This window comes from Pseudomonas sp. EL_65y_Pfl2_R96 (genome assembly GCF_963970905.1).
Classification (GTDB): Bacteria; Pseudomonadota; Gammaproteobacteria; order Pseudomonadales; family Pseudomonadaceae; genus Aquipseudomonas.
This window is the reverse complement of the sequence record NZ_CAXAQH010000003.1, coordinates 104,988-116,784: the sequence shown is the minus strand read 5'-3', so window position 1 is coordinate 116,784 and position 11,797 is coordinate 104,988. Positions and strand designations below refer to the sequence as shown.

Annotated in this window: 11 protein-coding genes; 2 read left to right on the top strand and 9 right to left on the bottom strand. The window is 58.3% G+C overall.

The window, feature by feature from the left end; all coding sequences use genetic code 11:
• Window positions 1–12 precede the first annotated feature (12 nt).
• The 6 genes from AACY49_RS05025 to AACY49_RS05000 form a co-directional block, all read right to left on the bottom strand.
• Window positions 13–1,248 carry a hypothetical protein gene (locus tag AACY49_RS05025; protein WP_408980568.1) on the bottom strand — a complete coding sequence of 412 codons (1,236 nt, stop codon included), beginning with the start codon at window positions 1,246–1,248 and terminating at the stop codon, window positions 13–15.
• A 52-nt stretch (window positions 1,249–1,300) separates the two neighbouring features.
• A complete protein-coding gene (locus AACY49_RS05020) occupies window positions 1,301–1,801 on the bottom strand; it encodes a CS1 type fimbrial major subunit (RefSeq protein WP_320393430.1) in 501 nt (166 codons plus the stop codon).
• Window positions 1,802–1,895: 94 nt separating this feature from the next.
• Window positions 1,896–2,645, bottom strand: coding sequence for a molecular chaperone (locus AACY49_RS05015; protein ID WP_258699278.1), 750 nt, complete (start codon window positions 2,643–2,645; stop codon window positions 1,896–1,898).
• A 44-nt stretch (window positions 2,646–2,689) separates the two neighbouring features.
• Window positions 2,690–3,904 (bottom strand): hypothetical protein, encoded by a 1,215-nt coding sequence (locus tag AACY49_RS05010; RefSeq protein WP_339522037.1) that lies wholly within the window; start codon window positions 3,902–3,904, stop codon window positions 2,690–2,692.
• A 4-nt stretch (window positions 3,905–3,908) separates the two neighbouring features.
• Entirely contained in the window at window positions 3,909–6,431 is a 2,523-nt protein-coding gene (locus AACY49_RS05005) for a CS1-pili formation C-terminal domain-containing protein (protein ID WP_339522035.1), read from the bottom strand.
• Window positions 6,432–6,540: 109 nt separating this feature from the next.
• Complete coding sequence (locus tag AACY49_RS05000; RefSeq protein WP_339522033.1) at window positions 6,541–7,032, bottom strand: CS1 type fimbrial major subunit; 492 nt, start codon at window positions 7,030–7,032, stop codon at window positions 6,541–6,543.
• Between the two features lie 499 nt (window positions 7,033–7,531).
• Here AACY49_RS05000 and AACY49_RS04995 point away from each other — a divergent pair, with 499 nt between their 5' ends.
• Window positions 7,532–8,113: a PadR family transcriptional regulator gene (locus tag AACY49_RS04995; protein WP_258699274.1), complete on the top strand. Its 582-nt coding sequence runs from the start codon at window positions 7,532–7,534 to the stop codon at window positions 8,111–8,113.
• Window positions 8,110–8,901: a siderophore-interacting protein gene (locus AACY49_RS04990; RefSeq protein WP_320393425.1), complete on the top strand. Its 792-nt coding sequence runs from the start codon at window positions 8,110–8,112 to the stop codon at window positions 8,899–8,901. The genes AACY49_RS04995 and AACY49_RS04990 overlap by 4 nt, the downstream gene beginning before the upstream one ends.
• Before the next feature lie 167 nt (window positions 8,902–9,068).
• Here AACY49_RS04990 and AACY49_RS04985 read toward each other — a convergent pair whose 3' ends face one another.
• The 3 genes from AACY49_RS04985 to AACY49_RS04975 form a co-directional block, all read right to left on the bottom strand.
• The gene (locus tag AACY49_RS04985; RefSeq protein ID WP_258699272.1) at window positions 9,069–9,713 is read right to left on the bottom strand and encodes a Pr6Pr family membrane protein; all 645 of its coding nucleotides are present in this window, start codon (window positions 9,711–9,713) and stop codon (window positions 9,069–9,071) included.
• A 2-nt stretch (window positions 9,714–9,715) separates the two neighbouring features.
• On the bottom strand, window positions 9,716–9,946 hold the full coding sequence (locus tag AACY49_RS04980) for a VF530 family protein (RefSeq protein ID WP_007941719.1): 231 nt from the start codon (window positions 9,944–9,946) through the stop codon (window positions 9,716–9,718).
• Window positions 9,947–10,107: 161 nt separating this feature from the next.
• On the bottom strand, window positions 10,108–11,496 hold the full coding sequence (locus AACY49_RS04975) for an aminotransferase-like domain-containing protein (RefSeq protein ID WP_339522029.1): 1,389 nt from the start codon (window positions 11,494–11,496) through the stop codon (window positions 10,108–10,110).
• Window positions 11,497–11,797 lie beyond the last annotated feature (301 nt).

Genomic DNA, 11,797 nt, shown 5'->3' with positions numbered 1-11,797 from the left:
TGGGCACTTCGTTCAGCCCGCTTCCGAATCCCAGATGACCGTGACATTGCCCGAATAGCTGCGGGCAATGCCCGGTTTGAGCATTTCATCAATGGCTTCGCGGGCCACTTCGAAATGCAGCGTGCCAGGTTTGCGATCTACGTAAAAGCCCGGCTGAAACAGCTCCGTGCCAACACCATCACGGCGCAGCGGACGTCGACTCACCGGTTGTCCCGCGGCGTCCGTCAACCCGCCAGGCAGAGTAACGGCGACTTCCAGCGGCACAGGATGACCGGCGGTCGGCTCCCACAGCGCACAGTTGTTCCCGATGACGAACTGACATCGCAGGTTCATCTTGAAGCGGCTCGACGCGGAAATATTGAACGTCTGATCGCGAAACAAACGCGTGGGTTTACGCCCCTGTGACAGCCAGGATTGCCAACCGCCTTGCGGTTCCAATATGACGCGGTTGCCGCCTGGGGGAATGTCGACTTTCAAGGTGTGTTCGACAATCAGGGTAAAGTTGACGGAGATCAAACTGTCGTCAGGCAGCATGACGTCACCCATGTCGAAATCTTGACCTGGGCCCACGCTGTAATTCAATACACCGCGGTAGGTGCCCGATGACATCTTGAGGGGATTGGGCGTAATGAGTTGATAAGAGAACCCCATGTCTCGGTAAGCAAAATCATAGGATTGATCAATTGTTTTTTGTGCCTGTTTGGAACAGGTACCCGCATCGAGCGGAACGCGCCAGAAAAAAGCATAGTAAGTCTGGTTGCCAAAGCCCACGCCCCCATACCGGCAGGGGGCTGGAGCGTAGACCCAACCGAATTGCCAGACTCCCACGGGAAGCGGCACCTTGTTGGTATAGGCGGCACCAATACCGTTCACCCGCATCCTTACCGTCTCCTCTTCGCCGGTTTCGTCATGAATGACCCTGATATCCCTCCAGGAGGATGGCACCCGGAACATCGGGCCTTGGCGTTCGTCATGCAGCGCCTCAATGGCCGCCACGGACCTGAATCGAAGCGGCAAGTCGATACTGAAGACACCGTCCTCGCAGTATTCCGGATGGCCACCGCAGTAGCCGCCCTGAGGCGTTTTATTTACAAATTCATTGTGCATCGGATTCGTCGAGTCAGGCTGGAACAGCGCCGTGATCTCTACATTCGCGGCACCGGCCGATGTCATAAAGCCTGTCAGTATCAGGGCACACAGGCCGCTCGCCGTACTTGCAAGTTTCATTACTAATACACTCTTGGTCATGCTGACTGTCATTCCCTGGCCAATCCGGCCACAGGCTTATCTGCGCTTGCACTCACTCCCCTGGCGCCCTGGCACTGAACAACAACAGGACGTTGCCGCTGTAGTCCCCCGGCCGATAACCCCCGTCCGGCTTTACCGGCGCGATTTCCAGTGGCACCCGCATGCCCACGGCCGCGTCGGCCGCCGACACCACTTGCCGCGGGGCAATATCAGGGCTCAACTCCACACCGTTGAAAGTGACCCGCAAGGCAATATCGTCGCCCGGCCTGCCATTGGACAGGTAGGGTGCGGTTTCCAGGCGTGCTTCAATCGCGCTGGTGTCATGGCGCACATCGAAGTTCTTGCGCACACTGCTCAGCGTCGAGGTCGGATAGTCCCAGTTCAGCTGCTGTGGCCGGTGAATCCAGTCGGGTTCAGCCGGGATCAAGTAAAACGAGCGGTTCGGGATGGTTAGAGAAACCTCGAAGGTGTGCTCTTCCCGAGCCGCCCATGCCAAAGAACCCATCAGTACGGTCATTGCCATCAGCGCGAAGACGGCGCATTGCTTGATCATGTTTGATACCCGTTGCGTCTATGAAAAGCGGGCCTGGCGGCCAATGCCAGTCAATTAAGGCGCTCCCACATGGATTGCGCTTGACTGGCTGGCGTCAGGCCTGGCGGCTGGCGATCTTCAGGTTTTTCTTACTGTCGCCTTCGATCAGGATGAACCGGTATTCACGCCCCTTTTCCTTGTCGAAGCCGAACGTCTTGCCCGCCAGCACATGGTGTTTGGTGGTTGCCCCACAGTCGGTTTCATTGCTCAATGAGCAGCTTTTGAATTCATCGACGATGACCACCGTGTTGCCGTTGTTGCGCAGTTCGTAGCGGTTGTCGGTTTCATTGATGGCCGTCGCGAAACGTGCGTCTTTGGGCCGCACGAAGAAAATCGTGCCAAACCCAGTCATCACGTTGACCCCGGCCGACAGGGTCTTTTTATAGTCCTCGCTCTCCTCGGCACTGACCGCGAATTCATCTTCCTTTTCTGGCACCACCGGCACGAAACGCACACGAAAGTAGCGTTCGCTGTCACGCTCACCCATGTACAACAAGCGAGTGCCCTGCATGCCCTGGGCCGGTACGATCAGCCGCGCCGGACTGGCCATTACGCCATTGCGCGACGCCCCGTCGGCGGCGGTTTCGACCGGAATCTCCCGGGGCATACCGTCGGCGTCATAGACGATTTCCAGCACGTTGACCTTGACGAAAGCGGTGCTGTCGCCACTGTTGAATACCCGTTTGAGGTAGGTACTTTTATCGGCATCCAGATAGTCATACACAGTGCCGACATTGATCTGTGGCCCCGCCTGTGCCGTCACGTAAAACACACTGAGTACCCATAGCAAAAACATACGCTTCATCGTCTTCAATCCCATCAGAATAAAAAGTGGCCAGGCCTGAACGGTCAAACTTCCGAGTCCCAGATAATGGTGATGCTGCCGCTGAGCGTGTCGCTCAAGCCGGGACGCAGCAAAAAGTTGATGGCGTCCTGGGGCATCTCGAAACGCAACGAGCCGGCCTTTCGATCCACATAGATTCCGGGCTGAAAAGGGCCTGACCACGTGTTGTATTGCAGCCTGAAAAGCGTGACCGGCCCGCCGCCGGGACCGGTGATGCCAGCGGGCAAGGTGAGGAGTGTTTCCACCTCGGTGGTATTGCCTTTCGGGCTTCCCAACTTGCAGCGGGTGCCGCCGTACGAGTTGCACAGCATCATGACTTTGAAGCGCGACGACGCCGACAGGTAAAACAGTTGATCGCGGTAGATCCTCGTCGGTTTGCGATCGCTGTCGATCCAGCGCTGCCATCCGCCTTCGGGCTCCAGTAGCACTTTGTTGCCGCCCGGTGGCAGATCGACCTTCAGGGTGTGCTGCACGTCCAATACGAAGTCCAGGGTCAGGTTGCCGTCATCCGGAACCATCAACGGCCCCAGATCGAAATCGGCGCCCGGGCCCAGGCGGTAAGACAACGCACCGGTGTACAGCCCGCTCGACATGCCCAACGGATTGGGCGTGCGCAGTTCATAGGCAAAATCGAGGGTGTTGAAATACATGGAAGGAATGGTGTGGGTGGCCACTTTGCTACATTCCGCTTCCACTGGCGCCTTCCAGAAAAACCGATAGGACGCCGGGCCGTAGGCACCCACACCGCTGTAAAGACAGGGCGCCGGGGCGTACACCCAACTTCTGCTGGTCCAAAGCTTCTGATGGCCCTCCAGTATGTCCGTCACCCCGACCAGGTTAGCGGCTGAGTCACTCAGCGTGAACCTGGAGCCAATGCCGATGATGCGCACCTCGGCGGTCTCCGTTTCCTGGGTCTCGGCGTTGGTCACCGTCAGTTGCCGCCAGTTGGCCGGCACCTTCAGCGCAATACTTTCGTCGGGCATGATTGCGCGGGTCGAGTCAAAGCGCACCGGCAACTGAATGCTGAACATATTGTTCTGCGCGCACTCGCCCGGATAGTCCGCGCAGTAACCGCTGTTCGCCGTCTGGTTGATAAACACGTTCTTGCCCGGCTGGGACGAATCGGGCTGGAACAACGCCCTGATTTCCTGATTCGCCGCCTCGGTCGCCGGCCCGGTCAGTGCCAGCAGCAGCCCCATACAACCCATGGATCGCTTCATCGGCTCAGCCCGCCTTCTGTTCGGTGGACGTGACGTCAGCCAGGGTGTCCGGCGTGCAGCGCAGATCACCGATCATCAACACGTTGTTTTCACTGCGATGCCGACTCGCATCGAGGCGGAACTGGCACAGCAGCTGATTGCCCTGGCGCACTTCCAGGGTCGGCGAGCCAGCGTTCATTTCCATCGAGAAGAAACCGTCGACTTCCGTCACCCCGCGACTGGCGTGGTTGATCACGTGATGGCCCTTGAGTGGCTGTCCTTGCGCATCAACCAGTCGGCCGAGCACCGTCAGGGTTTTCATCACTCGCACCTTGCGGTAATCCACCCCGCCCTTGTTCAGGTGATAGCGGGTGCGCGCCGGCTCGATGGTGGCCGCCGGCACGTGGTTGCCTTCGAAGTCGAAACTCACCGAACTGTTCTGATACGCGGTAATCGGGATGAAGTTGCGCCCCGGCTTCAACGCCGCGCTGCCGCCGCTGTAATCGTCGGCGCGCAAGGCGATGTCATCGATATCCGACTCCACGTCGACGATCAGCCCGGCACCGCGCATCTCATGCTGACTGGTCAGGACCATTTGCTGACCGCCGACGACCAGCGTGCTATCCACGTTCAGACCGCCGGTAAAGTTGCCGTTGTAGGACGAACGCTGAACAAAGCCATCGCCATTGATGGCGTCGGTGCGAAAGTTCGCCAGGCTGGACATGCCGACGCCATAGGTGTCGGTGAGCGCGGTCACCGAGACGCTTTGCAGTACATGATCTTTCAGATCCTTGCGCCAGCCGAGGGAGGCGTTGTTATCGCGACTGCCATCACGGGCCGTGCGCGAACCGATGCTGCCGGTGAACTGCTGGCCGGGCGCGCCCAATGCCAGATTGACACTCAGATCGACACCGCGATTGCGCGCCTCGCCGCTGCTGAAACTGCCCGGCCGGTCGAACAGTGACAGCCGCCAACTGGCATCGCTGCCCAGCAACACGGTGCGCTGCGTCCAGCCCAGATCCAGACCGACGCCTTCAACGTTGCCCTCACTGTGCGACACCCGGGCGTTGAGCGAACTTTTGCTGCTGACACGATGGTTGAGCGCCAGCGACGAATTGCTGGTCTGGCCGATGAACACGTTGCGCGGTCGAATCCGGGTGCCGTCCGGCAAGGTGTCGTACATGTTGGTGGTGTCGAGCCAACTGCGGTTGTGGCTGACCACCACGCTACCGGCCCCATAGTTATAGAGGCTTTGCAGATCGAGACCGGTGCCGTAGTCCTGGGTTTTATAAACGTTGGCGTACAGGCTGATGTGATTGGCCAGCGTCCAGTCGATGGACGTGCCGTATTGCAGCTTTTCACGAATCTGGCGCGCCGACATTCCGAGAATCACCCGCGGGTGCATCAGGTAGTTGACCGATGCCCCGGCCGTCGGGCTGCCGCTGGATTGCGTGTCCCAGTTGCTCAGCAGTTTGCTTTCTTCGCCGGCAAACAGGTTGTAGCGCCAGCGTTCGTCGAGGTTGCGCCAGTTATTGGGCTTGTACACCAACTCCTGGGTGGTGGAGGTGATCTGGCCGTCTTCGATCAGGCGCACTTCCACTTCATAGATGCCACCGGGCAATGGCCGGGTGTCGAGCGTCTGCAAACCGGCCGGCACTGATTGAGTGTTGATCAGCAGCCCGTCGCGCCAGATTTCCACCGAGCCCTGGCGATTGGCGGTGACGTAGATCGGATAGACGCTGGGCATCGGGCTGTTGATGGCCAGGCTGTCGGAGCTGCCGTACATGACGCCGACGGCGGTGTCGGGGCTGGTGCCGAACGTGCGCGGTTGGCGCGTCAGCCCTTCGGAATTGGGGGTGAAATAGCCCAGACGGAAAAAACTGCCTTGCAGTTCACGCTGGGTGTGCAGCTCATGCACGGCGTGGTAGAGCTTGTCGTCCGGGCCACCGAGACGGGCCAGTTGCAGGTTCAGTGTCTGGCTCCAGTTACCCAGGCTGGCGCTGGCTTCAAGACCAAAGCGTCCGCCCAAGTCCTGATCCTGGCCGCCATTGAGATTGAGCTGGTTGCGCACCATCAGGCCGCTGCTACCGCCATCGGGCTGCTCGTAGTAACGCTTGGCTTCAACATCGCGCTCGGCGTTTTCGGTGACAATCGAGACCAGCGAGCTTTCCAGGTTGTAGTGCACGGCCAGCACCTGATCCGGACATGAACCGGTGCAATTGCCCAATGGCACACCCGGTTTGAGATAACTCGCCCATTTTTCCCGTTCGGCGGAGCCGAAGCGGTTTTCGCTGGTGTCGGTAAATTCGAGCAGGGTGACGCGATCGTCGCGGGACAACACCACCATGGCTTCACCCAGCGGTTGATGATCGAGCTCCACCCGAACAGCCAGAGGCACATCAAAGAAATGCTCCTCGAAATCCGCCGGCAGGCCTTTGGCCTGCGCCAACAGACTTCGCGGGGTCGTACCAGCGGAATTGGAAGCCACGGCTGCACTGGCACAAAACAACAGCGCAAGCGCAGCCGCGATGGGTGTCATCGGGAACATGAACTCTTACTCTGATTACGAACAATGGAAGTCCGGCGGGGCAAGCACGGTGGCTTGCCCCGCTGGTTAGCGCTGCGGGGAAGTCAGCGCCTGATGCCGGATCGCCCGATCAAGGCGTACCGACCGGAGGAACGGCGTCAAAGGTCATCGCCACGACACCGGTGTAATCACCCGGGTTGAACGTAGTGCCGATGGCGCTGATCTTCAGCGGTGCACGGTAGTTCATGTCGGACTCAGCCTCGCCGACAACTTGTTGAGGCGTGGTGGTGAGGGTTGTGTTGTTGATCTCGACTTTAAGATCAATGCTGTTGGCACCGGAGATCAGTTTTGGTGCGCTGTCCAGGCTGGCGTGAACCGAACCGTTGTTGTTGCGCACATCGAAGTAACCGTTTACTTCGCCCATCTTGCCGGTGCTTGGCTGAAAGCTCATGTCCTGATCCTTGTTGACCAGCTCAGGATCGGTCGGCACCACATAGAAGCCGTTGGTCGGCACATGAGCGATGATGTTGATGGAATGGGCAGCTTCACCAGCGGCGAACGCTCCCGAGGAACCCAGCGCCAGAAGAGCCAGCGGAGCAGCGATTGCGAGTTTCTTGAACATCGTTCAGTACCTTGTTTTCTTTATGAGGAGGTGTGCATTGAAAGTTGAAGACAACCGTAACTTCAGTTGAGCCAGATCAACCTGAACTTTCAATGCCGGGGCATCATCGACTGTTGTCTCTGGAAAGTAAGCAAGCAACTTCCTATAAGCACGTAGTTAAACAACCCTAAGACCCGCAAGAAAAAAGAACAGAAAGCAGATAATTAAAACACTGCCTGTAAGTTATACCCTACATACAGATTCAGTTAAAAAACCATACAGCAATCATCACTCGCAATAGTGGGACTTGTTGGAGTTTTTAGAATATATACTCAAGACAAATAGAGCATTCACTTTAACTTCAAAGTTATCGATCGCAGGCATTCGCCAAAAAGAGGCCTATTGCATTATTCGATGAGACCGCCGCTCGTCAGCCGCGCAAGGATCCGGCAAAAAACGTCTTGCCTGAACGCTAAGATATATCTTAAGTTGTATCTAAACGTGATGAGAGAAGACCGAAATGAGAGACCATCATTCCCCCCACCGCGAACACGGCGACGGCCGCGACGGCTTCGAGAAACGCCCAGGGCCTGGCCGCGAGCGCGGTGGACGCGGACCGCGGGTGTTCGCCCCTGGCGACCTGAAATTGCTGCTGCTGGCGCTGATCGCCGAGCAGCCGTGCCACGGCTATGACCTGATCCGCCAGATCGAAAGCATGTTCGACGGCGCCTACAGCCCCAGCCCCGGCGTGATCTACCCGACCCTGACCTTCCTTGAAGAAAGCGAAATGATCCTGGGCGACGCCGAGGGCGGAAAAAAACGCTACAGCATCACCGACGCCGGACGTCTGTCTTTAAGTGAACAAGCGATCGCCCTGGATGGCGTGCGCATGCGCATCGAGGTCAGCAAGCGCTCGTTGCGCGGCCAGGACCGCCCGGCCGAGATCCACGAAGCGGTGCACAACCTGCGCCATGCCTTGCAAATGCACCATGGTCGCTGGAGCCCGGAAGAAATCCTGCGGGTACGCGATTTGCTCAATAACACGGCCAAAGCCATCGTCGACGGCCCCGCCGTTCAACCCGTTCAGGAGAACGCCGAATGACCGACGTTATCGTGCCATCCCAATCCATTCACCGTGTCATGCATGAGATCAAACGCCGTCGTCTGGAAGTGCTGCGGGTGGTCGACCTGACCCCGCGTATGCGCCGCATAACCCTTGGTGGACCGGAGCTGGCCGGCTTCGTCAGCCTTGGAACCGACGACCACGTGAAATTGCTGTTCCCACAAAACGCTGCGGAACAGGCGGCGCTGGAAACCCTGGTACTCGGTGCCGGCAAGGACAACGGGCCGATGCCCGCGATGCGTGATTACACGCCACGTCGTTACGACCTGGACACGCTGGAACTGGACATTGACTTCGTACTGCACGGCGATGGTCCTGCCTCGACCTGGGCGGAACAGGCCAAACCCGGCCAGTTCCTGCACATCGGCGGGCCACGGGGCTCGATGATCGTGCCGGACATCTTCGACAGCTACCTGCTGATCGGCGACGAAACCGCCCTGCCCGCCATCGCCCGCCGCCTCGAAGGCCTGGCCGCCAACCGGCATGCGCTGGTGATCGTGGAAGTGGAAAACGGCGCCGAACAACAACGCCTCGAAAGCGCCGCGCAGGTCGATGTGATCTGGGTACTGCGCGAAGGTGGCAGAAACAACCTGCTGACCACCGTGCAACACATCAAGGTACCCGCAGGCAATCTGTATGCGTGGGTGGCGACCGAATCCAAAGTGTCGCGGCAGATTCGCCGGGTATTGCTCGATGAGCACGGCCTGAACGAGCAGTTTGTGAAGGCCGTCGGCTATTGGCGACTGGATGACAGTGACGAGGAATAACCGCAACACTGTGGTTACATGCCTTTTGTGGCGAGGGAGCTTGCTCCCGTTCGGCTGCGAAGCAGTCGCAAAACCGGCTTATGCGGTGTGCCTGAAAACCTGCGGTTGCAGATTTTGGGGTCGCTTCGCAACCCAGCGGGAGCAAGCTCCCTCGCCACAGTCAGTGTTCACATCCGTCCCGTGCGCCACCGATCCAGCCCAATCACCAGCAGTGAAATCACCACAAACCCCGCCAACAATCCCCCGGCATTCACAAACACCTGTGGATAACCCAACTTGTCCACATCAATGAACGGATAGGGATAAACCGCCAGCAGATGCCCACGCCATAACGCATAGCCGAAGTACACCAGCGGATAGATCACCCACAACGCAATGTGCCGCAGCCGCAACGTCCCTTTAGGCACACAGCACCACCAATAAACCAGAAACAGCAGCGGCATGACGTCATGCATCAGCTCATCGGCCACCCATTGCCAACCTTCGGGATGCCATAAATGGCGCAACAACAGGCTGTACGCCACACCGACCACGGCGATGCTCACCGCAATCGCACTGCTCACCCACGGCTGCAAAAACCAGCGTCGCGTCGCCGACTCGCGGGACGTCAGTTCGCAGGTCAGCACCACTGCCGCCAGCGTATTGGTCAGCACGGTGAAATAGCTGAAAAAACTCACCAGCCCGCCCAGCAGACTGGCCGCGACACTCCAGCGTGAGTAGAAAATCAGGTACAGCTGAATGCTTAAGCCTGCCCAGCCCAGAATCGCCGCCACGGCGACACAACGACGTCTCGCGGCCGAGGGTATGACCATGCTCAGACCGGGCGCTTGGTACGCATCAGCTTCACGTACAGGCGCTCGACCTTCTCCCGCGCCCACGGGGTTTTGCGCAGGAATGTCAGGCTCGACTTGATGCTTGGGTCGCTCTTGAAGCAGCGGATATCGATACGCTCGGCCAGCCCCGACCATTCGTAGTGCTCAACCAGGGCGTTGAGGATTTGCTCCAGCGTCACGCCGTGCAGGGGGTTGGTGTTCTGTTCGGTCATGCCGGGCCTTCGAGCGATGAAAGGATGAGAAGCCGCGCACCTTAGCGGAGGCTTTCGTCCGGTGGAAGGGCTCCGGACACAGGCATTCGTCAGATGCTGAATTAACTGTAGGCGAGTTGGCCATCCTCTGAGGGACAAACGTCTGGAGATAGCGCCTGGGCTCAGTAATAACGACGCGGGTCCGAATCGATCAGACTGGCCAGCTTGGTCAGGGCAAACCTCAATTCGTCCTGGCTGGTGGGCGACATCAGCACCAATCGCACGCAGCGGGTAATGCCGCCACGTTCGGCCTGGAACTGGGTGCCACTGAGGACCAACACACCGTTGGCACGGGCCAGCATGGTGAACTCGTCGCTGGTCCAGGGCTCAGGCAATGTCAACCAGATGTGGTAGGAATACGGCTGGGTCTTGAGCTCGAAATTGGCGAAGACTTCCTGAGCGATCGCTTGCCGCCCGGCGGCTTCGTTGCGCTGAATACGGATCAGCTTTTTATCCAACCCCTCGGTGATCACGTTGCTGGCCAACTGGGCGGTCAACGGCGACGGCATCCAGACGCTGCTGCGCACCATGGAGGTCAGGCGCGACAACAGTTTCGGCGGGCTATAGAGATAGCCAATCCGCAAGGCTGGCATGACCGACTTCGACAGACTGGTCAGGTACACCGAACGATCCGGGGCAAACGCCGACAGCGGTTTGATCGACGGGTCGGTGGCCAGAAAACCGTAGATGTCATCGTCCAGGATGATGAAGTCGAACTCCTCGGCCAACGCCGCGATTTGCGCCCGACGTTTTTGCGACATGATCGCGGCCGTCGGGTTCTGACAGGTCGCCACGCAGACCAGCATCGCCGGTTTCTCACGCTGGCACAGTTCGCGCAGCGCTTCGGGAATGATCCCTTCATCGTCCATTGGCACGCCACGCAGACGTCGTTCCAGACCATGGGCCAGGGAAATGATGCCGGGGTAACAAAGCGCCTCGCAGAGCACCAGATCACCGGCGTTGGTCAGCGCACTCATCGCGACCATCAAACCATGCTGTGCGCCGGCGGTGATCACCACTTGCTGCCATTGCGCATCGGGCAATGAATGGCGCAGCCATTGCGCACCCGCCTCGCGATGAGCCGGATGCCCGCCATCGGGGGCGTAATCGAGGGCACGGGCAAAATCCGTGCTCTTGGCCATGCCCACCAATGCGTCGCGCAACCAGTATTCCAGGGTTTCGCTGTAAGGCTTGATGATCGAAAGATCCAATAATTCGGACTGCCCCAAATTCAGCGGGGCGGCATTGTTGCTGGCCGGCAACTCCAGTTGCTTCTGGTTGAGCACATAAGTGCCACGCCCCACTTCCCCCTGCACCAGACGCCGCCGATGGGCTTCGCTATAGGCACGGCTGATGGTACCGGGCGTGACATTCAGCGTGGTGGCCAGCTCCCGCAGGGTCGGCAGACGATCACCTTCGTTCAACACGCCGTTGCTGATATCGCGCGCCAACGCGTCGGCAATCGACAAATACATCGGCTGGCCGAACTCGCTTAGCTGAGGAACCCACATGAATGATCGCTACCCATCGTAGAAATGATGAATATCCGAGCATATCACAGGGAAGTTAGGCAACTAATAAATGGATACAATCAATAAATTGAGTCGATTGATTCGACGAATGAATCGAAAAACGTCCCTCATTCAGAATATTTTTCAACAGCAATATTTATTTGAAAATCAAATAGTTACTTGAGAAAAACCTGATAAATACACCTCGGTAGCAAAAAAACATCTCCTAACAACTCCCTCCATCTATTGAATCAACTCAATTCATTCAAATACACTCATCTCGAATCGAAGCAATCGACTC